Source organism: Micromonospora gifhornensis (genome assembly GCF_016863515.1).
Taxonomy (GTDB): domain Bacteria; phylum Actinomycetota; class Actinomycetes; order Mycobacteriales; family Micromonosporaceae; genus Micromonospora; species Micromonospora gifhornensis.
This window is the reverse complement of record NZ_BOPA01000003.1, coordinates 74966-96075: the sequence shown is the minus strand read 5'-3', so window position 1 is coordinate 96075 and position 21110 is coordinate 74966. Positions and strand designations below refer to the sequence as shown.

Below are 21110 nucleotides of genomic sequence, written 5' to 3'. Positions count from 1 at the left end.
CGCGCGAGGTGGGTGGGTGGGGCGTGCGGGGTGAAGGGTGCCGTCAAGGGGGTGGGGCAGGCCGATGGCTCGATCGACCGGGGGTCGATCGAGTCAGGTGTGCGCCCCGGGGTGGGCCCGGTGACGCGATCCGCCGCCTAAGGCTGCACGGGCCGGATCACCGGGTCAGCGGTGCCCCTCCGGGCGCTGCCGCCACCGGTCCTCCATCCGGTCGATGAAGCCCGGCCTCCGGCCGGCACGACCGCGGGATCGGCGACGACTCGCCGTGCCCCCGACGACGTGCAGGTCCGGCGACTGCGCTCGACGGTGCGACTGCACGGCGAACGCGGCCGAGGCCAGCATGACAACGAATCCCGCCACTGCCAGCGGCGGAGTTTTGATCACCGCGCCATATACCAACAACGCCAAGCCGGCGATGATCAGGCCGGCAGCGACGAGCAGGCGACGCCGCGCGTGGAAGCGCGGATCGCTGGCGCGCACGGCCGAGGCGAATTTGGGGTCCTCGGCAAGCGACCGCTCGATCTGCTCGAACAGCCGCTGCTCGTGCTCCGAGAGCGGCACGGCACTCCTCCCCGGTCACGTTGGTCGGTCCGGTCGGGCCGACAGACCGTGGCAGCCAACCGGCTGCTTACCCGCAAGTCTACGAGGGGGCTCGCGCGTCGGAAAGCGGGACGACCTATGGCCGCGTCGGATTTTCCTTTCGTCGCGTATCTCGGCCGCTGAGAAGACTCGCCGGGCCTATGACGGACCGCCCGAATCGGGCAGCCGCCGCGTCGGCGGCGACCTCCGCCTCCCGCCATCCGCGCTCCGGTTCACCAAGGGTGAGCTGCCGGGGTGTGGCGTCCGCCCGGTGCAGTCCTTCCGCTCGTACGCCGACGAGACGGATTCGCTCGCCGGAGGGCAGGGCGGCGAACAAGGACCACGCTATGTCGAAGATCTCCCGAGCGACGTCGGTGGGAACTTCCAGAGTGCGCGATCGACTGATGGTGCGGAAGTCCGACATCCGCACCTTAATCGACACGGTCCGCCCGACCTGTTCGGCATCGCGCAGTCGGGCACCGACCTTCTCGGCCAACGCGAGGAACGTCCGGCGGAGGTGTTCCGGGTCGTCGACGTCGACGTCGAAGGTGACTTCCGCCCCGATCGACTTTTCCACCTGCTCGGGGCTGACCCGGCGCGGATCCCGCCCCCAGGCCAGCTCGTGCAGGTGCGCTGCGGCGGCCTGGCCCAGCGCGGTGCGCAGCATGCCGATCGGCGCCTGGGCGAGGTCACCGACGGTACGCAGACCGAGCCGCAGCAGCGCCTCGGCGGAACGCTCCCCCACCCCCCACAACGCCGACACCGGCAACGGGTGGAGGAAGTCGAGCACCTGGGCGGCCGGGACGACGAGCAGCCCGTCGGGTTTGGCGCGGGTCGAGCCGAGCTTGGCGACGAACTTGCTCGGCCCCACCCCCACCGAACAGGTCAAGCCCTGTTCGGCCTCGACCCGTTCACGGATGCGGCGGCCGATCGTCGCCGGTGAGCCGAACAGCCGCCGGGCCCCCGCGACGTCGAGGAACGCCTCGTCCAGCGAGAGCGGTTCGACCAGCGGGGTGACGTCCCGGAAGATCTGCATGACCGCTCGGGAGGCGGCCGTGTAGCGGGTGAAATCCGGCGGCAGGAAGATCGCGTGCGGGCAGAGGGCGCGGGCCCGCATCGTGGGCATCGCGCTGCGTACGCCGTACCGTCGGGCCTCGTAGCTGGCGGAGCTGACCACCCCGCGCGGGCCGACTCCGCCGACCACGACGGCCCGGCCGCGCAACTCCGGCCGGTGCCGCACCTCCACCGAGGCGTAGAAGGCGTCCATGTCGACGTGCAGGATCGGGCAGCCGGTGTCGTCGGCGTCCGGCCCGAAGCGGGGATCACCGCCCCGGGGTAACGACTGGCTGCGGCCCACCTGGGCAGGTTAGCCCCCGGCACCGACATCCAGGCCGGTCAGCCCCCGGCACCGACATCCAGGCCGGTCAGCCCCGTACGACAAGCAGTGGAATGGTCATCTCGGCTGCCGTGTCCGCGCCGTGGAAACCCACAAGCCGGGACAGCATCGGGCTCTCCGACCGGCTGGCCAGCACGGCGTACGTGTCGTTGCAGACCACCACCACGTCGCCGATGCGGCGCAGGTGCTCCTCCGGTACCGGCCCGAACCAGCCGGTGGCCACCGCCTCGTCGCGGGTCAGCACCCGGGCGGCCGGGCCCAGCACCTGCGACCAGGCGGCCCGTACGTCTTCGGTGGCCCCCGGGACGACGTGCAGGTAACGCACCCGGGGTTCCCCCGCGACCACCTGCAACCCGGCGGTCAACCGGGGGTCGGTGTCCAGGTCGAACCGGTGCTCGGCCGGTACGTTCAACTGCCCGTGGTCGGCGGTGACCAGCAGCGCCGCGTCCGACGGCAACCCGTCCACCAGCCGGGCCAACAGCGCGTCCAGGTCGGTGACGGCGGTACGCCAGGGCACCGAGTCGACGCCGCTGAGGTGGCCGTGCCGGTCGACGTCCGGGTGATAGCCGGAGACCAGGGTGCGTCCGGTCCCGGCGGTCAGGGCGGCCAGCATCGTGGCGGCCAGCGCGTCGACCCCGGCGGCGCCCCGGTAGTCGCCTCCCCGGTTGGCGGCCACGGTCAGGCCGCTGCCACCAAACTCCGGCCGACTGACCACTGTCACCGCGACACCGGCGGCCCGGGCGCGTTGCAGCGCGGTGGTGACCGGCTGCCAGCGCATCGGTGGCGGGTCGTCGGTCCACTCGATGTGGTTGAGCACCCGGTCGGTGCCCGGCACTCGCAGGGTGAAACCGAGCACTCCGTGCGCGCCGGAGGCCGTACCGGTGCCCAGGGTGACCAGGCTGGTCGGGGTGGTGGAGGGGAATCCGCAGGTGAGCGGTCGTCCCGTGGTGGCGGTCAGCCCGGCCAGGGTCGGCGCGTACGGCGCGGCGATCGGGAGCTGGTGCCAGCCGAGCCCGTCGACAAGCAGCACCGCGATGCGGCGTACCCCGGCCAGTTCGTCGGCGAGCCCGAGCAGGTCGGCGCCGCCGGGCACCCCGAGCACCGCCAGCGCGCTGGGCAGCACGTCCGCCAGGCTTCTCCCGCCGTACTCCGGCGTCACCGGTGCGAGGAGGGAACCCTGGACGCGTTCGCTGCCTCCCGGATGCGGCACGGCAGTGCCGCCGGGCGTCGCGGTGGGGTCGGTCATGCCGGGCGGCGGGCGAACAGGTGCAGTTGCACGGCAAGGTCCCGCCAGGGCGGGCGGGCAGCCAGCGCCCGCTCCAACTCGACGAGGGCACCCTGCTGGCCGTCCGCCACGGCCGCGGGCAGCAGGTCGGCGAGGACGCGTACGCCGTGGATCTCCTCGACGGTGAGGCCGGCGGCGGTCAGCAGCGCGGCGGCGCCCTCGGCGTCGAAGCGGCGGCGCAACGTGTCCCGGGGCCCGGCGGTGCCGGCGGGGTCGGTGGCCAGCGTGGCGGCCACGTCGAGGTGCCCGTTCATGGCCCGGCCGAGCACCGCCGCCGACCGGCCGGCGACCAGCACGCTCACCGCGCCGCCGGGACGCAGTGCGGTGGCCAGCGCGGCCACCACCGACGCCGGCTCGTCGACCACCTCCAGTACGGCATGACAGAGCACCAGGTCGACGCTGTCCGGCTCGACCAGCCCGGCGAGCGCGTCACCGTCACCCTGCACCGCGCGTACCCGGTCGGCCACCCCGGCCTCGGCGGCCCGGCGGCTGAGCGCGGCGAGCGCGTCCGGACTGGCGTCGACCACGGTGACCTGGTGCCCGGCCTGGGCCAGCGGCACGGCGAAGCCGCCCGTGCCGCCACCCACGTCCAGCACGGTCAGTTCGGCGGAGGGCCGACGGTCCAGCTCGGCGCGCAGCACCGACCAGACCACGGCGGTACGGGGGGTCAACGGCGGCCCGGCCGCGCCTGGGGTCTGTTCCACCCGGTCGAGCCTAGGGCCTGCCCCGCCGGCCCTGCAGCCGAGGTTGAGTCCACCGGGCATCGGCCCCGGTCACACCGGTCGGGTACGCCGCAGCGGCGCTGTCCATCGTCGTCAGCGGAAATCGCGGGAGGCCGGCCGGACCGGCGGCTCGATGGCCTCCAACCGGTCGGCGATCAGGTTTGTCACCCCCTCGTGCCGTTGCAACCTTCCCCGCACCACAAGCGCCGCGCTGGTCCGGGCCACCCGCCGCTGGCGCTGCCACAACCCCGGTGAGCAGGTCACGTTGAGCATCCCGGTCTCGTCCTCCAGGTTGAGGAAGGTGACCCCGCCCGCGGTCGCCGGCCGCTGCCGGTGGGTGACGATCCCGCCGACCCGGATCCGCCGACCCGGTTCCACCCGACCCAGCCGGTCGATCGGCACCGCACCCATCGCCTCCAACTGCGGGCGGATGAACCGGGCCGGATGATTCTCCGGGGACAACCCGGTGGCCCACACGTCGGCCACCAGCCGGTCCACCGCCTCCATTCCGGGCAGGGTCGGCGCGGCCGCGCCGGTCACCGTGCCGGGCAGCCGGTCCGGTCGGTCCTGCGCCGCCGCGCCCGCCGCCCACAACGCCTGCCGCCGGCTCAGTCCGAAACAGGCGAAGGCGTCCGCGGTGGCCAGGGCCTCCAGGTGGGCAGCGGTCAGACCGACCCGCCGGGCCAGATCCGGCATGTCCCGGTACGGCCCGTGCGCCGTCCGCTCCGCCACGATCCGCTGCGCCACCGGCTCGCCGAGGGTACGCACACCCGACAGTCCCAGCCGTACGGCCGGCCCGCCCAGCCCCCAGGCGTGCGGCGGCTCCCCCGGCTGGCTGCCCCACCGGGTGTCCGCTGTGGACTCCAGCACCGGTTTCACACCGCTGGCGTTGACGTCCGGTCGACGGACCTCCACCCCGTGCCGGCGGGCGTCGTCGACAAGGGTCTGCGGCGAGTAGAAGCCCATCGGTTGGGCGCTGAGCAGCGCGGCCAGGAACGGACCCGGGTGGTAACGCTTGAGCCAGGAGCTGGCGTACACCAGGTAGGCGAAGCTCATCGCGTGGCTCTCCGGGAAGCCGTAGCTGGCGAACGCGGTGAGCTTGCGGTAGACGTCGTCGGCCAACTCGCCGGTGATGCCCCGCTGCGCCATGCCGGCGTAGAGCCGGTCGGCGATGCGTGCCATCCGCTCCACCGAGCGCTTGGCCCCCATCGCCCGACGCAGCTGATCGGCCTCGGCCGCGTCGAAGCCGGCCAGGTCGATGGCGAGCTGCATCAACTGCTCCTGGAACAGCGGCACGCCGAGGGTCTTCTCCAGGGCGTTGCGCATCAGCGGATGGGCGTACGTCACCGGCTCCTGCCCGTTCTTGCGCCGGATGTACGGGTGCACCGAGCCGCCCTGGATCGGGCCGGGCCGGATCAGCGCCACCTCCACCACCAGGTCGTAGAACGTCCGGGGCTTGAGTCGGGGCAGGGTGGCCATCTGGGCCCGGCTCTCCACCTGGAACACCCCGACCGAGTCGGCCCGGCAGAGCATGTCGTAGACCTCGGGGTCGTCGAGCGTCATGTCGCCCAGATCCAGGCTCATCCCGATCATGTCGTAGCCGTAGTGCAGCGCCGAGAGCATGCCCAGGCCGAGCAGGTCGAACTTGACCAGGCCGACGGCGGCGCAGTCGTCCTTGTCCCACTGGAGCACGCTGCGGCCGGGCATCCGGCCCCACTCCACCGGACACACCTCGATCACCGGCCGGTCGCAGATCACCATGCCGCCGGAGTGGATGCCCAGGTGCCGGGGGAAAGTCTGCACCTCGTTGGCGTACGCGACCACCTGCTCGGGGATCTCCGGCACGTCCACCGCCGCCACGTCACCCCAGCGGTCGATCTGCTTGCTCCAGGCGTCCTGCTGACCGGGGGAGAAACCGAACGCCTTGGCCACGTCCCGCACCGCCGACCGGGGCCGGTACGAGATCACGTTCGCCACCTGGGCGGTGTGCTCCCGGCCGTACCGGGCGTAGACGTGCTGGATGACCTCCTCCCGGCGGTCGGACTCGATGTCCACGTCGATGTCGGGCGGGCCGTCGCGTTCGGGGGCCAGGAAGCGTTCGAACAGCAGCCGGTGCCGGACCGCGTCCACATTGGTGATCCGCAGGGCGTAGCAGACCGCCGAGTTGGCCGCCGAGCCCCGGCCCTGGCAGTAGATGTCGGCCCGGCGGCAGAACTCGACGATGTCGTAGACCACCAGGAAGTAGCCCGGGAAGCCCAGCGCCTCGATCATGTTCAGCTCGTGGTCGAGCTGCGCGTACGCCTGCGGGTGGGCCTCGCGCGGGCCGTAGCGTTCCCGCGCGCCGGCCTCGGTGAGCTGCCGCAGCCAGCTCATCTCGGTGTGCCCCGACGGCACCGGGTACGCCGGCAGTTGCGGTGCAACGAGTTGCAGGTCGAAGGCGAGTTCCGCGCCGAACTCGGCGGCCCGGGCCACCGCACCCGGGTACGCGGCGAACCGGGCCGCCATCTCGGCACCGGAGCGCAGGTGGGCGGTGCCGGCGGCGGGCAGCCAGCCGTCCATCTCGTCCAAGCTGCGCCGGGCCCGTACGGCGGCCAGGGTGGTGGCCAGTCGACGTCGCCCCGGCGTGGCGTAGTGCACGTTGCCGGTGGCCACTGTGGGCAGCCCGGCGGCGGTGGCCAGCTCGGCCAGGGCGTCGTTGCGGTCCTCGTCGACCGGGTGCCCGTGGTCGGTCAGTTCCACCGCCACCGTCTCCGCCCCGAACAGGGCGGTGAGCCGGTCCAGCTCGCGGGCCGCCGCCTCGACCCCCTCGGTGAGCAGGGCGGCCGGCACGTGCCCCTTGCGGCAGCCGGTCAGCACCAGCACGTGGTCGCGCAGGTCGGCGGCGATCTCCTCCAACTCCCCGTAGACCGGGCGACCCTTCTCCCCGCCCCGCAGGTGGGCGCGGGCGATGACGGTGGCCAGCCGGGCGTACCCCTCGTGACCGTGGGCCAGCACCAGCAGGTGCTTGCCGTGCGGGTCGGGTACCCCGTTCTGCGGGCCGGGCAGGCCCAGGGTCAGCTCCGCCCCGAAGATCGTCGGCAGGTGCAGCGCGCGGGCCGCCTCGGCGAAGCGCACCACGCCGTAGAAGCCGTCGTGGTCGGTGACGGCGAGCGCGGTGAGTCCCAGCCGGGTGGCCTCCTCGACCAGTTCCTCCGGGTGGCTGGCGCCGTCGAGGAAGCTGAAGTTGGTGTGCGCGTGCAGTTCCGCGTACGGCAGCACATCGTCGGGCCGGGTCAGCTCCGGTGGCAGGTAGTGCTCCCGCCGCCGGCTCCAGGCCGGCGAGTCACCCCCGTCGGCGTCGACGGCGAGCGGATCCACCACATGCAGATGCCGCTCCCCACCGCCTTCCCCTTTCCCGCTGCCCTTCCTGCCCCCACCACTCCGGCCCTCACCGCTCCTGCCCCCGCCGCTCCTACCCCCGCCGCCCTGCCCGTTCCCGCTCCCCGGCCGACCGGAAAGCACCCGCTCCAACTCCGACCACGGCAGCCGTGGATTGTGGAAACTCATCGTCCCCACCTCGCCGCCACGATCTTGGTACGTTCCGGCCCCCAGGAGGGCTGTTTCGTACCAAGATTCACGTCAGTCATAGATCGCCTCCAGCAGCCATCGGCCGCGCTCGACGGCGAGCAGCAGTGCGCTGCCGTCGGCCAGGCAGACCTGGAAGCGGGCTCGGCGACGGGCCTCGGCCGGGGCCCACCATCGCTCGTCGACCGGCCACGGACCGGCCCAGCCGACGATCTCGGCTGCCCTGCCCACGCCGACCGGGACCAGGGCTTCCACCGTCGCATCGATGCTCAGCCGGGCCGGCGGGGCACTCATCGCCAGCCGGGCACTCACCGTCACCGGCTCACCAGCGGCATCCCACACCTGCGCGGCGAGCGCAGTGGGCAGCACCACCGCCGGCGAGGGCGGCGGCAGCCGCCCCGGCCAGGACGGCAGCGGGGTGGCATCGGGACGGGCGGGTAGCCGTTCGTCGCCCCATGGGACCAGCCGTACCTGGTCGGCCGGAGAGCGCCCGCCACCGAGCACGGCGGTGACCACCGCTTCGGGGCCGAGCAGTCCCTGCACCCGGCTCAGCGCCCGATGCGCCCGCTCGCGCTCCTCGCCGGTCTCGCCCCACAGCCCGGGTTGCAGGCCGGCCTGGGCCAGCAGCCCGTCCGGCACCAACCGCAGCCGGATGATCCCGGCGGTGGGCCGGGCCGGGCCGCCCCGGCGAGCGCCGGTGAGCCAGCCGTCCAGTTGCCAACGGACCCGGTCGGCGATCGCCGCCGCGTCCAGCAGACCGTCGTGCCGCCAGACCCGGTGCAACTCCTGGCCGTGCGCAGTGACCGCCTCGATGCCGAGCCGGGTGCAGGCCAGCCCGTGCCCGGCGAGCCGCTCGTGCAACCGTTCGGCCAGCGTCCGGGCGGCGAACGCCGCGACGTCGACCCGCTCGATCGGCTCGTCGAGGTCGGTGGTGACCGTCAGGTCGACCGGGGGCCGCCGGACCGCGAGGGGGCGGTCGTCCCGGCCGGCGGCCATCCGGTGGGCCAGCGCCCCGTCGAAGCCGAACCGGGCCAACACGTCACCGGCGGACAGCGCGGCGAAGTCACCGAGCGTACGCACTCCGAGCCGGCGCAGCAGGTCGGCCAGGGTGGGCCGGCCGAGCGCCTCGACGGGCTGGGCGGCCAGGAACTCCGGTGTCTCGCCGGGCGGCACGATCCGCCCCTGTCGGGCGGCCAACCCGGCGGCGAAGACCCCGTCGGCGACACCGACCTGGCTCTCCACCGCGCAACTCTGCGCGACGTGCTCGACGATCCGTTCGGCTGCCGCCTCCTCACCGCCGAGGTAGCGGCTCGGCCCTCGGGCGGGCAACGCGCAGGCGCCCGCGCGGACCACCTCGACCCCGACCGCCACCTCCTCGACCGCGGCCACCACCGGCTCGAAGGCCCGTGCGTCCCGCCCGGGATCGTGGTCGACGACGGTCAGCCCCGGGCAGCGGCCCTGTGCCTCCCGCCGGCGCAGCCCTCGGCGTACCCCCTCGGCCCTGGCCTGTTCGGAGCAGGCGAGGACCCGGTTGGCGTGCAGCACCGCCACCGGCCCGGTGGCCGGTACCCCGTCGGCTATCTCGGCGGCGAGCACCGGCCAGTCCGGGCACCAGAGCAGCAAGGTCCGTGTCATCGGCCGTACCTCGCGATGGTCGTGCTCACCACCAGGCCGACTTGACCCCGAAAGCTAATGGCATTAGCTTTCTGGCTACAGCAGTAAGCCAAGTCCTGCCGGGCCGCCGACGTTGCACTGCGGCGGTTCCCGCCACCCCTGCTGCCCCTCATCCGGCCCGCATGGCCGTCAAGGAGTCCGCAATGAACCGGATCCGAGCCGGTGCCGCCGCCCTCGCCGCCGCGGCCGTCATGTTCGTCCTCTATCCCGCCCTGCGCCCCTGGCACGACGAATCCACCGCGGCCGGCGCCCTCGCCGCGATGTCCGCCAGCACCTGGGTGCCCTCGCACACCTTCGCCATGATCGGCTTCATCCTGGTGCCGCTCGGCCTGCTGGTCCTCGCCCGGACCGTCGCCGGCACCGGGTCGGGCCGCACCCTCGTGGCCGCCTTCGTCACCAGCACCGTCGGCGCCGGTCTGGTGCTGCCGTACTACGGCGCCGAGGCGTTCGGCCTGCACGCGATCGCTCGCCAGGCCACCACCAACCCACAGATCGACCTGCTCGCCCTGGCCGATCAGGTGCGGTACGACCCGATCGCGATCTCCACCTTCGGGATCGGCCTGCTGGCACTCGCTGTCGGCGCCACCCTCGCCGCGGTGGCGATCTGGCGCGACAACCTGCTGCCCCGACTCAGCGGGGTGCCGTTCGCCCTCGGGTTCCTGCTCTTCCTGCCCCAGTTCTTCACCCCGGCGGCGGTCCGGATCTCCCACGGCGTACTGCTCGGCGCCGGGCTGCTCTGGCTCGCCACGGCGCTGTGGCGAACCGCAGGCGCCGCCCGTCCCCGGCCCACCCGGCGAGCCGACCCGGGCCGCTGACCCACAAGCGGTCGACCCACCGACCACCGACCGGCCGACTGCACACCAACCGGCCCGGAGCGCACCGTTCTGACGCACACCGAACTGACGCGCACCGAACTGACGCGCACCGAACTGACGCGCGCCGAACTGACGCGCGCCGAGCTGACGGTTTGCCTGGGGGTGGACGCTCATGCCGATGCCACCACGCGTAGCGCGGCCTCCGGCCGGCCGGCCGGTGCCGACCGGGGGATGACCCGGGTCAGTTCGGCACCGGGCAGCCACACCGTGAGCTCCTTGGGGCGGGCGGCGGCACCCCGGCCGCGCGCCGAGATGGTCATCTCGCGGCGACGCAGCCGCCCCCGCCCCGACCCGAGCCCCTCCCACACCCCGCGTACCACCTGGAGCGTCACATCCGCGCCGTCCCACCGGCCGTACGGCACCAGCACGCTGCCGCGTTGCCGGGCCCGGGCGGCCAGTCGGCCGGCGACGGAGGCGGAGACGGCGGCCGGCACGGCGGTGACCACCACGTCGACCCCGTCGATGAGCGCGGCGACCACGGTCGGCCATTCCGGACCAGGCTGCGGCACCAGGGCGAGCCGATCCAGGGCGATTCCCGCCTCGGCCGCCGCGCCGGGCCCGAAGGTCGGCATCCCGACCACCGCGCACCAGGAGCCGGCGCGGGACGCCTCGGCGAGCAGGGCGAGCAACAGCGATGTGGTGCCGCTGTGCCGGTGCTGCCCGACGCCGACCGCGATGGTGCTGCCGCGCCGCAACCCTCGGCCGGGCAGCAACCCACTGAGCTCGGGCCGTACCGGCAGCATCCGGTGGCCGCCCGCCGGATCGGGGGCGCTGGCCGGACGCACCAGTGCGGCCAGCGCGGCAGAACCGACGACCATGCGGCCCGCCATCGGATCTACCCCCGTCGGATCGCCCCGGGCACCGGCCCGAGGATGGTGCTGTCGTTGCTTCGGATGAGGACGTGCCGACACGGCATGGTCGGGTCGGCGTTGCCGGACGACGCCCGGCCACCCTGGGTCCCGCCAGTGGTGACCGGACGCCGAGACTCAGGCGACGAGTCCCTCGATCGCCGGCTGATGGGCCATGCCGAGTGCGGACTCGACCACCGTGACGAATTCCCCGGCGGCACGGAGCAGGTCGTCGGCCTCCCGGGCGGTGACCACCCGAGGTATGCCGGCCTCGGCGGCGGCCCGCTTGCCGGCGGCGACGGCGAAGTAGTTGGCCCACTCGTTCAACTCGGGGGCGACGCCGGCGAGCAGGACCCAGACACTTGTGATCCGGCTGCGGCGGGTGGGCGCGGGACGGGCGCGGGCGGCGAGCACCGCAGCGGCGGCACGCAGGGCCGCGAGGTGGGCGGTGGCGTACCGGAGGCCGTCGGGACTCGTCCGAGCGGCTTCGGCGAGCCCTTGCCGCGCCACCGCCAGCAGTTGGGCGGGAGTGCGGTGCGGCAGCACGTGCGCGGGCACCGTCGGCACCTGGGCCGGGCTGGTCGGCATGTCTCCTCCAGGCGGACCGGGGCGGGCGGTCGCACGACGGAGGAGATCCGTCGGCGCGGGACACCCGCGGCGGGCGGTGCGGAGGAAGACGCACCAGGTGGGTGGCCGGGCCGGGTGTGGAGCTTCCCCACACCACACCCGGCCGGCGTACCGGCGGGTCCGTCGCTCGCCGCCCGGGGGTCGTGGGCGGCGAGCGACGTTCCTGCCTGATGGGTCCGGACTCGCGACTGCCCGGGGCCCGGTGCGGTCCGCGGTACCGCACCTCTCTCGGAGCCGGATGCCGCGAAACACCCGCCCCGAGGGGGTTGGAACGAACGTTCGACTCAATCGAACACTCGTTCTAACTGCTGCTGACAGTACACCCTCCCCCCGACGAAAATGCAACGTGTGGCGCGCCGGCACCCTCCGGTCACCGATTTCCCCGGCCCCTGACGCCGCCTCACCCCGAGCCCGCCTCACCCCGAGCCCGCCTCACCCCGAGCCCGGCAGCCCCCACGGCCTCGAAGACGAGCGAGTCAGCGACGGCCACCCACCCGACTCCGGCTGCACCGCCCGGCCGGGCACCGGGGAGAATGGCGGGATGCAGTCACACCCGAACGTCCGGGCGGTGCAGGACGCGCTCGACGCCGCACAGGCGCGCAACGGTTCCGACGCACCGGCCACGGTCCGCCTGTTGCCCGACGCCGTGCACACCGCCGCGGCCGCCGCCGAGGCGCTCGGCGTCGACGTGGGGGCCATCGCCAACTCGCTCGTCTTCGACGCCGACGGGGCCCCGCTGCTGGTGCTGACCTCCGGCGCGCACCGGGTGGACACCACCGGCCTGGCCGCCCGGCTCGGCATCACCCGGCTGCGCCGGGCCACCCCGCAGTTCGTCAAGGAACACACCGGCCAGGTGATCGGCGGGGTCGCCCCGGTGGGCCATCCGCAGCCGCTGCGCACCCTGGTGGACAACGCCCTGGACAAGTACGACGAGGTCTGGGCCGCCGGTGGCGTACCGCAGGCGGTCTTTCCCACCACGTACGCCGAACTGCTGCGGATCACCGGCGGAACCCCGACCGACGTGGCGTGAACGAGCGAAGCGAGCGAACCATCAAGCGCAGCAGCGTGGTGCCTCGCGCCGGCGGCGAGCGCAGCGAGGCGGCGATGTGAGCGAGGCGGCGGCGTGAGCGAGCCAGAGCACGTTCCGGAGCTGGTCACCCTGCATGTGTGGCGGATTCCCCGGGCCGCCGTGGGCCGGGCGCTGGTCCGGATGGCGCGGGATCCGCGCCGGTTGCGCGCCCTGCCCGGCGTACGGTTCGGCAAGCTGCTCGGCACCGGGACCGGCACCGGCTTCGGGCCGGGTGACGCCGACCTGACCCGCTGGGCGGCGTTGACGGTGTGGGACTCCCCCGTCGCGGCCACCCGGTTCGCCGAATCATCGGTGGGTCGGGCCTGGTCCCGCATCGCCGTGGCCGGCGTCCGGCTCGACCTGCGGCCACTGAGCAGCCGGGGTGAGTGGTCCGGCCGGCGGCCGTTCGGCGAGCCGACCGGTGGCCGGGTCAGCGGGCCGGTGCTGGCCCTGACCCGGGCCCGGCTGCGACCGACCCGAGCGCTCACCTTCTGGCGGGCGATCCCGCCGGTGGCCGCCGCCCTGCACGCCGCGCCCGGCCTGCTGGCCCGCTTCGGCGTCGGCGAGGCCCCGTTGGGTTGGCAGGGCACGGTGAGTGTGTGGCGTGATCCGACAGACCTGGTGGGGTTCGCGTACCGTCACCCGGAGCACCGGGCCGCGATCGCCCGGACGGAGACCGCGCGGTGGTACGCGGAGGAGCTCTTCACCCGGTTCGAGGTGCGTGACGTGATCGGTGACCGGACGGTACTGGGGTGGGTCGACGGCGACCCGGCGAAGGGTGGACGGGCATGAGGTTGGTGCGGTGGACACCGGACGATCTCCTCCGGCGGCTGGACGACGTGGTGGCCGTCTACGGCGAGGCCATGGGTTACCGCGCCGACCTGCTGAAGGCCCGCCGTGGCTACATCGCCACCCACGTACGCCGTCCCGGCTTCCGGGCCGTCGCCAGCCTGACCGCCGAGGGGCACCTGGCCGGGTTCGGCTACGGCTACCTCGGCGGCCCCGGCCAGTGGTGGCACGACCAGGTCTGGCGGGCACTCGACCCGGACGCCCGACGACGCTGGCTGACCGACTGCTTCGAGGTGGTCGAGTTGCACGTACGCCCACCGGCGCAGGGGCACGGCCTGGGTGCCGGGCAACTGCGGGCGCTGCTCACCATGGCCGAGGGCGCGACCACGCTGCTGTCCACCCCGGAGGCCGACGAGCAGACCTCCCGCGCCTGGCGGTTGTACCGCCGGTTCGGCTTCGTCGACCTGCTGCGCGACTTCCACTTCCCCGGCGACGAACGTCCGTTCGGGGTGCTCGGCCGGGATCTGCCCCTACCCGCGCCCACGCAGCCGCCACGATCATGAACGGCGGACCATCGGCCCGGTCGGCGATCCGGGCGTACGCCTGGGGGATGCTCGCCCTGCTGGTGCTGGCGCAGATCTGCTACCCGCTGACCAGCGGGACGACCCGGGCCCGGCTGACCGTGGCCACCGTCGTGCTCGGCTACCTGCTCTCGGTCGGCCACGCCCTGCTCAGCCGGGGCCCGCGTACGGCGCTCGCGCTGATCGCGTTGGCCAGTGGCGGTGGTTTCGCCATCGAGGCCCTCGGGGTGGCCACCGGATTTCCGTTCGGCAGCTACGACTACTCCGGCCAACTCGGCCCGAAACTGGCCGGGGTGCCGCTGATCATCCCGCTGGCCTGGACCTGGATGACCTGGCCGGCCTGGCTGGTGGCGACCCGGCTCACCGGCGGCGGCACGGCACGCCGGTGGTGGCGGTGGCCGGCGCGGATCGGGCTGGCCACCCTCGGCCTGGCCACCTGGGACCTCTTCCTCGACCCGCAGATGGTCGCCGAGGGGCACTGGGTGTGGCGTGACGCCACCCCGGCACTGCCCGGGCTGGCCGGCATCCCGGTCAGCAACTACCTGGGCTGGCTGCTGTTCGCCGTGCTGGTGATGACCGCGCTGCGGCCGCTCGCCGGTGCCGCCGTGGCCGACACCGACGCCCGCGACCGGCCGATGTACGCGCTCTACCTGTGGACGTACGCCTCCAGTGTGCTGGCCCACGCGGTCTTCCTGGACCTGCCCGCCTCCGCGTTGTGGGGCGGGTTCGGCATGGCGGTGATCGCGGTGCCGCTGGCGGTGACGCTGCTGCGGGCCCGCCGGACCGGCGACGACCACGCCGGCGCGGAGCGCACCAGGGCCGACGTCGCGGCATGACCTGGCTGCTCGTCGTCCTGCTCGTCGTCGTCGCGTTGACCGGGCACACCGTGGTCAACGCCGGCCGGTGGCTGCGCCGCCCGGCGGACCGTCCGGTGCAGACCGACGAACGGGTGAGTGTGCTGCTGCCGCTGCGCGACGAGGCCGACCGGGTCACCCCGTGCCTGCGGGCGCTGCTCGCCCAGCGCGGCGTACCGGGACTGCGGATCGTGGTGCTCGACGACGGCTCCACCGACGGCACCGCCGAGGTGGTCCGCGCGGTGGTCGGCGACGACCCCCGGGTCACCCTGCGCACCGGGGTCGCCCCGCCGCCGGGCTGGCTGGGCAAGCCACACGCCTGCTGGCAGTTGGCCGGCCACGTCGAAGGATCGACCGACGCGCTGGTCTTCGTCGACGCCGACGTGGTGCTCGGCCCGTACGCCGTGGCGGCGGCGGTCACCGAACTGCGCGCCGCCGGGGCTGAGCTGCTGTCGCCGTACCCGCGGATCGTGGTGCGGACGGTGGCCGACCGGTTGGTGCAGCCGTTGTTGCAGTGGTTGTGGCTGACCTTCCTGCCGCTGCGGGCGATGGAACGCTCGCGGCGGCCGTCGCTGGCCGCGGCCGGTGGGCAGTTCCTGGTCGTCGACCGGGCCGGCTACCTGCGGGCCGGGGGGCACGCGGCGGTCGCCGACCGGGTGCTGGAGGACATCGAGCTGGCCCGCGCGGTGAAACGTGCCGGCGGCCGGATCGCCCTGGCCGACGGCTCACGGCTGGCCACCTGCCGGATGTACGACACCTGGCCGCAGCTGCGCGACGGCTACACCAAGTCGCTGTGGGCCACGTTCGGGCATCCGCTGGCCGCCGCGCTGGTGGTCGGTCTGCTGCTCCTGCTCTACACCGCGCCGCCGCTGGTCGCCGTGGCCGCCCTGCTGGCCGGGGCGCCGGTCCTGGCCGGGGTGGCCGCCCTGACGTACCTGACGGGGGTGGTGGGACGGGTGGTCAGCGCCCGTGCCACCGGCGGGCGGGCCTGGCCCGACGCGCTGAGCCACCCCGTGTCGGTCGCGGTCCTCGGCTGGCTGACCGTACGGTCGTACCATCTGCGCAAGCGGCGGCGCCTGTCCTGGCGCGGCCGTCCGGTCGGCTAGATCCGCCTGCGGCGGGCCGGAGCGAGGACTTCGACACGGTCTAGGAGGACGCGGCATGGCGCGGATCGTGGTCGTCGGCGCCGGGGTGGGCGGGTTGGCCACCGCCGCCCGGCTGGCCGTCACCGGGCACCAGGTGACCGTCCTGGAGCAGGCCGACACGGTCGGCGGCAAGCTCGGGCGGCACACCCGCGACACCGAGGCGGGTCCGTTCCACTTCGACACCGGGCCCAGCCTGCTCACCCTCCCCGAGGTCTTCCACGAGCTGTTCGAGGCGACCGGGGCGAAGCTGGACGAATATCTCGACCTGGTGCCGCTGGACCCGATCGTGCGGCACGTCTTCGACGAGGGTGCTGCAGTGCTGGACTCCTGCGCCGACCCGGCGGAGTTCACCGCCCGCATCGGCGCGGCCCTCGGTGACCGGGCCGCCGCCGACTGGCAACGGTTGTGGCGGCGCGCGGCCCGGGTGTGGCGGGCCAGCGAACACGACATCCTGCGTCGCCGCGTCGACTCGCCCCGGGACCTGGCCCGACTGGCCTGGCGGCTGGGCGACCTGGCCGCCATCCGCCCCGGGCAGAGTCTGCGTGGGCTGGGCCGGTCCCACCTGTCCGATCCTCGGCTGCGGATGCTGCTGGACCGGTACGCCACATACACCGGCGCGGATCCGCGGCGCGCCCCGGCCGCCCTGGTCGCGGTCCCCTACGCCGAGTTGACCTTCGGCGGTTGGTACCTGCGCGGCGGGCTGGGCACCCTCGCCGACGCGCTGCTGTCGCGCTGCCTGGACCTGGGGGTGGTGGTACGCACCGGCACCACTGTCACCCGGATCGACGCCACCGGCGGTCGGGTGCACGGGGTACGCGTCGCCGACCAGCGCGCCCCGATCCCCGCCGACGTGGTGGTGGCAAACGTCGACGCGCTCACCGTCTACCGTGACCTGCTGCCCGACGCGCGCCGGCTGGCCGGGCTCACCGACCGCAGCCTTGCCGGTTTCGTGCTGCTGCTCGGCGTACGCGGGGACAGCGGGCTGGCCCACCACAACGTGTTCTTCCCCCGCGACTACGACGCCGAGTTCGACGCGGTCTTCGGCGACCCGGGTCGGGGGGTACGGGCCCGGCCGGCCGCCGACCCGACGATCTTCGTCACGGTGGCCGACGACCCGGCGGTCCGCCCGGACGGCCACGAGGCGTGGTTCGTGCTTGTCAACGCCGCCCGGCAGGGCACCGCACCGGGTGCGGTCGACTGGCGTCGGCCGGGGCTGGCGCAGGCGTACGCCGATCGGATCCTCGACGTGCTCGCCGAACGCGGCGTGGACGTCCGCGACCGGCTGGTGTTCCGCGACATCCGGACCCCGGCCGACCTGGCCACCGCCACCGGCGCCCCGGGCGGCACCATCTACGGCACCGCCGGTGGTCTGCTGCGCCCGGCCAACCGGGGGCCGGCTCGCGGCCTGTGGCTGGTCGGCGGCTCCAGCCATCCGGGCGGCGGCCTGCCGATGGTGACCCTGTCCGCCCAGATCGTCGCCGACGCCGTCGGCCCCGCCTGGTAGGCGCACCAGGCGGTGAGCGCCGCAACAGCATCGTTGAAGGCCGCAAAGCATCGGTGAGCGCCGCCACAGCAGAAGTCCGGCGGGGCGTCGAACTACCGCCGGGCCGAGGACAACGTGTCGACATGATGCCCACGAACGACGTCGTCACCTCGATCCACGACCTGCCGGCGCAACTGGCCAACAACCGGGCCTACTGGTGCGGCTGGGTCAGCCCGGACGGGGCCGACGACGACCTGCCCATCTTCCGCACGGGCGTGCCGCACCCGCTGCTCAACGGGGTCCTGCGGGTACGCAACCGGCCGATCGACGAGACCGTGGCGCAGGCCGGCCGGCGGCTCGCCGGTACGCCCTGGCTCTGGTGGGTCGGCGCGGACAGTGATCCCGGCATCGCCGACGCCCTGGCCGCGCAGGGCGGCAGGCAGGTGTCGACGATGCCCGTGATGGCCGTCGACCTTGACCAGGTGGCCGAGCTTCCCGGCCCGCCGGGCCTGGTCGTCGACCAGATCGACGATTCGGAGATCCCCGCCTTCGTCGCGGTGTACGGGCCCTCGCTGGGGGTGCCGGACGACGCCGTCGCCACCGTCACCGAACTGGAGATCGACCGCCCGGCCGGCCGAGCCGAACTGCTCCGCTTCGTCGCCCGCCTCGACGGTCGGGTGGTCGGCACGGCCGCCACGTTGATCAGCAACGGGGTGGCCGGGATCTATGTCGTCAGCACCGTCGCCGAGCAGCGGGGCCGGGGCATCGGCACGGCCGTCACCGCCGCCGCGCTGCGGGCCGGGCGGGAGCGTGGCCTGCGCGTCGGCACGCTGCAGGCCAGTTCCGCAGGCGAACCCGTCTACCGGCGGATGGGCTTCGAGACCATCGACCACTACCGGTTGTTCAGCCTGTAACGCCCCGCCGGAGCACGAGGGTGGCCGGGCATCCGGCCACCCTCGCGGTCACCGAACCTTGGCCCGGTCGGGGTGGAACACCCGCAGCCGAGACACCCGGTCCGCCTCCAGGGACTGCACCCACACCGCGCTCGGTGGGCAGTGGAACGGGTCCTCCGGCGGGTTGATCAGATCGGTTTCCAGGATCACCACGTCCCGTGCCGCCACGATGTTGGCAAGCCGGTAGACCACCCCGTCGTGCACGTCGGCGTACATCGTCCGGGCCAGCGGGTCGATGCCGTTGGTGCGGCGACCGTCCGACCACCACGTCTGCACCGCCGGGCTCCAGGTCTTGGCAAGGGTCCGCGCGAAGCTGCCGTGCCGTCCGGACCAGAGCATCTCCTCCGCCTCGGCCCGACGCCGCCGGGTGAGCACGGCCACGTCATCGTGTACGGCGTCGGCCGTCGCCAGCAGCGCGTCGGTCAACTTCGCCCGCGCCTGGTGCAGCCGGCTGCGCACCGTACCGATGGGCACCCCGCAGAGCGCGGCGATCTGGTCGTACGCGGTGACCTCGGTGAAGTAGCGGAGCATCGTGACCAGCCGCAGATTGGGCGACAGCTCGTGCATGGCGGTCCAGAGCCAGTCGGCGTGGGCGGTCCGCTCCACGATCCGTTCGGGATCCGACCCGACGGCCGGGGACGCGACAAGTTCCAGCTGATCGACCGGTACCTCCCGCTGTGCCCGGAACTGGAGCCGGCCGACGTTACGCACGATCGTCCGCAGCCAGGGCCCCACGGCCGCCGGGTCACGCAGGTCACCGATGCGGCGCAGCGCGATGAGCGACGCCTCCTGCACCGCGTCCTCGGCCTCCGGCCGGTGACCACAGACACTCAACGCCACCGCGCGCATCGCCGCCGTGTGCCGCGCCAGCAGCAGCCCCAGGCAGCCGACGTCGCCGGCCTGCGCCGCCCGGACCAGCGCGACGTCCGAAAGATCCCCCGTCGTTGCAGTTGTCACTCGGCAAGATTAGCCGCCGTCCGTCCGGCGGGCCGATCACCCTGCGTCGATCAGTGCCCGGCGTACGGCCGAGAGCAGTTGCCCCAGCCCGAAGGCGGCCAGCAGCACCCACACCGCGGTCGCCATGGTGATGGTGCCGGCCGCCAGATCCGGCTGGATCAGACCGGTCAGACCGGCCAGCAGCAGTCCCACCAGGGCCACGCAGACCCGGGTGGGCCGCTCCCCCACCGTCACCGCGCCGATCTCCCGCATCCCGGCGGCGACCGCCCGGGCCCGGACGTACTCGTGCAACCAGGACAGCGCGCCGGCCGCGGCGACCAGCGCGCCGGGCGCGCCCACCAGCCAGAACGCCACCAGCCAGGCGACCTCACCGATCCGGTCGGCAAGCGAGTCGTAGACGTAGCCGAGCCGCGTCGTGCGGCCGGTGGCCACCGCCACCGCCCCGTCGACGCTGTCGGCCACCGAGGCGAGCAACACGAACAGGGCACCGAGGAACGGGCCGTCACCCGCCCGGACCGCGAACAGGGGTACGCAGAGGCAGAGCAGCACGCCGACCGCCGTCACCGCGGTCGGGCCGACCCGCAGCCGGCCCAGCAGAAACCCGAGATGGTACGACAGGCGCAGCCAGGCGCGTACCACCGGAGTGGCCGCCCGAGGGTCGAACCCACCGTGCAACCGTGCCCACGCGGTGGCGTACTCGTTCCAGTTCAGCTGTCTGCCCACCACGGTTCAACCGTCACGGCGGCGCTGAGGTATCGCGCCGGCACGCTCACGTCGAGGCGCCCACCCGCAGGTTCTGCCAGATCTCCCGGGTCGCGGTGGACCGGTTGAAGGTGATGAAGTGGATCCCCGGCACACCCTCGTCGAGCAGCCGCTGACACATCTCGCTGGCCTGCTCGATGCCGAGCCGGCGGACCGCCTCCGGGTCGTCGGCGACCCGCTCGAAGCGGGCGGCCAGCGCCGGTGGGAAGGGTGCCCCGGACAGCTGCACGGAGCGTTCGATGGTGCCGATGCGGATCACCGGCATCACGCCGGCCAGGATCGGGGTGTCACAGCCGGCGGCGGCCACCCGGTCACGCAGGCGGAGGTACTCGTCGGCGTCGAAGAACATCTGCGTGATGGCGAACTCGGCGCCGGCCCGGCATTTGCGGACGAAATACTCGGTGTCGCTGGCGATGTCCGGCGAGCGCGGATGCCGGTACGGGAAGGCGGCCACACCGACGCTGAAGTCACCCGAGCGGCGGACCAGGCGAACGAGATCCTCGGCGTAGTCGATGCCGTCGGGGTGCCGTACCCACTCGCCGGTCGGATCACCGGGCGGGTCGCCCCGCACCGCCAGCACGTTGCGCACCCCGGCGCCGGCCAACCGCCCGATCACGTGCCGCAACTCGGCCACCGAATGGTTGACCGCGGTCAGGTGGGCCATCGGCAGCAGGGTGGTCTCGGTGGCCACCCGTTCGGTGACCGCGACCGTGGTGTCCCGCGTGGTTCCGCCGGCACCGTAGGTGATCGAGACGAACGACGGCTGCAACGGCTCCAGCTCACGGATGGCCTGCCAGAGCTGCCGCTCGCCCTGCTCCGTCTTCGGCGGCATGAACTCGAAGGAGAAGGTCGGCTGGCGGTCACGGACCAGCTCCCCGATCGCCGGTTGCGGATTGGGGAGGATCGACGGTAGACCGAGCGCCACGCGTCGACTCTAGCCGGATCGG

General features: G+C 73.7%; 19 protein-coding genes. 8 read left to right on the top strand and 11 right to left on the bottom strand.

What is annotated here, in order from left to right:
- Positions 1–165 precede the first annotated feature (165 nt).
- From Vgi01_RS01870 to Vgi01_RS01845, 6 genes are all read right to left on the bottom strand, one after another.
- On the bottom strand, positions 166–561 hold the full coding sequence (locus Vgi01_RS01870; RefSeq protein ID WP_102660460.1) for an SCO2097 family morphological protein: 396 nt from the start codon (positions 559–561) through the stop codon (positions 166–168).
- A gap of 115 nt (positions 562–676) precedes the next feature.
- Entirely contained in the window at positions 677–1936 is a 1260-nt protein-coding gene (locus Vgi01_RS01865) for a DNA polymerase IV (RefSeq protein ID WP_102660459.1), read from the bottom strand.
- 67 nt (positions 1937–2003) lie between these two features.
- Complete coding sequence (locus Vgi01_RS01860) at positions 2004–3221, bottom strand: alkaline phosphatase family protein (RefSeq protein ID WP_204289955.1); 1218 nt, start codon at positions 3219–3221, stop codon at positions 2004–2006.
- A complete protein-coding gene (locus Vgi01_RS01855) occupies positions 3218–4024 on the bottom strand; it encodes a methyltransferase domain-containing protein (RefSeq protein ID WP_102660457.1) in 807 nt (268 codons plus the stop codon). The genes Vgi01_RS01860 and Vgi01_RS01855 overlap by 4 nt, the downstream gene beginning before the upstream one ends.
- A 51-nt stretch (positions 4025–4075) precedes the next feature.
- Positions 4076–7528 (bottom strand): error-prone DNA polymerase, encoded by a 3453-nt coding sequence (locus Vgi01_RS01850; protein ID WP_204289954.1) that lies wholly within the window; start codon positions 7526–7528, stop codon positions 4076–4078.
- Between the two features lie 72 nt (positions 7529–7600).
- Positions 7601–9181, bottom strand: a complete 1581-nt coding sequence (locus tag Vgi01_RS01845; protein WP_204289953.1) for a DNA polymerase Y family protein — start codon at positions 9179–9181, stop codon at positions 7601–7603.
- 182 nt (positions 9182–9363) lie between these two features.
- Between Vgi01_RS01845 and Vgi01_RS01840 the strand changes: the two genes are divergently transcribed.
- Positions 9364–10035: a hypothetical protein gene (locus Vgi01_RS01840; RefSeq protein ID WP_204289952.1), complete on the top strand. Its 672-nt coding sequence runs from the start codon at positions 9364–9366 to the stop codon at positions 10033–10035.
- 170 nt (positions 10036–10205) lie between these two features.
- Here Vgi01_RS01840 and imuA' read toward each other — a convergent pair whose 3' ends face one another.
- Together imuA' and Vgi01_RS01830 are read right to left on the bottom strand one after the other, a co-directional pair.
- Entirely contained in the window at positions 10206–10925 is a 720-nt protein-coding gene (gene imuA' / locus Vgi01_RS01835; RefSeq protein ID WP_102660453.1) for a DnaE2-dependent mutagenesis accessory factor ImuA', read from the bottom strand.
- Positions 10926–11081: 156 nt separating this feature from the next.
- Positions 11082–11531, bottom strand: coding sequence for an SAV_6107 family HEPN domain-containing protein (locus tag Vgi01_RS01830; RefSeq protein WP_102660452.1), 450 nt, complete (start codon positions 11529–11531; stop codon positions 11082–11084).
- 580 nt (positions 11532–12111) lie between these two features.
- On the opposite strand from Vgi01_RS01830, the gene Vgi01_RS01825 reads away from it, so the two are divergent.
- From Vgi01_RS01825 to Vgi01_RS01795, 7 genes are all read left to right on the top strand, one after another.
- A complete protein-coding gene (locus tag Vgi01_RS01825) occupies positions 12112–12600 on the top strand; it encodes a YbaK/EbsC family protein (protein ID WP_102660451.1) in 489 nt (162 codons plus the stop codon).
- A 93-nt stretch (positions 12601–12693) separates the two neighbouring features.
- Positions 12694–13431, top strand: coding sequence for a monooxygenase (locus tag Vgi01_RS01820; RefSeq protein WP_102660450.1), 738 nt, complete (start codon positions 12694–12696; stop codon positions 13429–13431).
- Positions 13428–13991 (top strand): GNAT family N-acetyltransferase, encoded by a 564-nt coding sequence (locus Vgi01_RS01815; RefSeq protein WP_204289951.1) that lies wholly within the window; start codon positions 13428–13430, stop codon positions 13989–13991. Before Vgi01_RS01820 ends, Vgi01_RS01815 begins: the two co-directional genes overlap by 4 nt.
- Entirely contained in the window at positions 13988–14845 is an 858-nt protein-coding gene (locus Vgi01_RS01810; RefSeq protein WP_204289950.1) for a carotenoid biosynthesis protein, read from the top strand. Before Vgi01_RS01815 ends, Vgi01_RS01810 begins: the two co-directional genes overlap by 4 nt.
- Positions 14842–15969, top strand: coding sequence for a glycosyltransferase family 2 protein (locus Vgi01_RS01805; RefSeq protein WP_102660447.1), 1128 nt, complete (start codon positions 14842–14844; stop codon positions 15967–15969). Before Vgi01_RS01810 ends, Vgi01_RS01805 begins: the two co-directional genes overlap by 4 nt.
- 55 nt (positions 15970–16024) lie before the next feature.
- Positions 16025–17512 carry a phytoene desaturase family protein gene (locus Vgi01_RS01800; RefSeq protein ID WP_102660446.1) on the top strand — a complete coding sequence of 496 codons (1488 nt, stop codon included), beginning with the start codon at positions 16025–16027 and terminating at the stop codon, positions 17510–17512.
- A gap of 122 nt (positions 17513–17634) precedes the next feature.
- The gene (locus Vgi01_RS01795) at positions 17635–18405 is read left to right on the top strand and encodes a GNAT family N-acetyltransferase (protein ID WP_102660445.1); all 771 of its coding nucleotides are present in this window, start codon (positions 17635–17637) and stop codon (positions 18403–18405) included.
- Between the two features lie 48 nt (positions 18406–18453).
- On the opposite strand, the gene Vgi01_RS01790 is transcribed toward Vgi01_RS01795, so the two are convergent.
- From Vgi01_RS01790 to metF, 3 genes are read right to left on the bottom strand one after another with little or no spacing between them, the layout of a single operon-like run.
- Positions 18454–19401 (bottom strand): RNA polymerase sigma factor, encoded by a 948-nt coding sequence (locus Vgi01_RS01790; protein WP_239088755.1) that lies wholly within the window; start codon positions 19399–19401, stop codon positions 18454–18456.
- Positions 19402–19437: 36 nt separating this feature from the next.
- Complete coding sequence (locus Vgi01_RS01785) at positions 19438–20127, bottom strand: CDP-alcohol phosphatidyltransferase family protein (protein ID WP_102660443.1); 690 nt, start codon at positions 20125–20127, stop codon at positions 19438–19440.
- Positions 20128–20170: 43 nt separating this feature from the next.
- Positions 20171–21088 carry a methylenetetrahydrofolate reductase [NAD(P)H] gene (gene metF / locus Vgi01_RS01780; protein ID WP_013735117.1) on the bottom strand — a complete coding sequence of 306 codons (918 nt, stop codon included), beginning with the start codon at positions 21086–21088 and terminating at the stop codon, positions 20171–20173.
- Between the last annotated feature and the right edge of the window lie 22 nt (positions 21089–21110).

Bases quoted from the DNA above. Each gene is read 5' to 3' on its own strand.
- Vgi01_RS01795 (WP_102660445.1), top strand. From the start codon at position 17,635: ATGATGCCCACGAACGACGTCGTCACCTCGATCCACGACCTGCCGGCG.
- Vgi01_RS01805 (WP_102660447.1), top strand. From the start codon at position 14,842: ATGACCTGGCTGCTCGTCGTCCTGCTCGTCGTCGTCGCGTTGACCGGG.
- Vgi01_RS01840 (WP_204289952.1), top strand. From the start codon at position 9,364: ATGAACCGGATCCGAGCCGGTGCCGCCGCCCTCGCCGCCGCGGCCGTC.
- Vgi01_RS01850 (WP_204289954.1), bottom strand. From the start codon at position 7,528: ATGAGTTTCCACAATCCACGGCTGCCGTGGTCGGAGTTGGAGCGGGTG.
- Vgi01_RS01855 (WP_102660457.1), bottom strand. From the start codon at position 4,024: ATGCCCGGTGGACTCAACCTCGGCTGCAGGGCCGGCGGGGCAGGCCCT.
- Vgi01_RS01825 (WP_102660451.1), top strand. From the start codon at position 12,112: ATGCAGTCACACCCGAACGTCCGGGCGGTGCAGGACGCGCTCGACGCC.
- Vgi01_RS01845 (WP_204289953.1), bottom strand. From the start codon at position 9,181: ATGACACGGACCTTGCTGCTCTGGTGCCCGGACTGGCCGGTGCTCGCC.
- Vgi01_RS01810 (WP_204289950.1), top strand. From the start codon at position 13,988: ATGAACGGCGGACCATCGGCCCGGTCGGCGATCCGGGCGTACGCCTGG.
- Vgi01_RS01815 (WP_204289951.1), top strand. From the start codon at position 13,428: ATGAGGTTGGTGCGGTGGACACCGGACGATCTCCTCCGGCGGCTGGAC.
- Vgi01_RS01800 (WP_102660446.1), top strand. From the start codon at position 16,025: ATGGCGCGGATCGTGGTCGTCGGCGCCGGGGTGGGCGGGTTGGCCACC.
- imuA' (WP_102660453.1), bottom strand. From the start codon at position 10,925: ATGGCGGGCCGCATGGTCGTCGGTTCTGCCGCGCTGGCCGCACTGGTG.
- Vgi01_RS01830 (WP_102660452.1), bottom strand. From the start codon at position 11,531: ATGCCGACCAGCCCGGCCCAGGTGCCGACGGTGCCCGCGCACGTGCTG.
- Vgi01_RS01860 (WP_204289955.1), bottom strand. From the start codon at position 3,221: ATGACCGACCCCACCGCGACGCCCGGCGGCACTGCCGTGCCGCATCCG.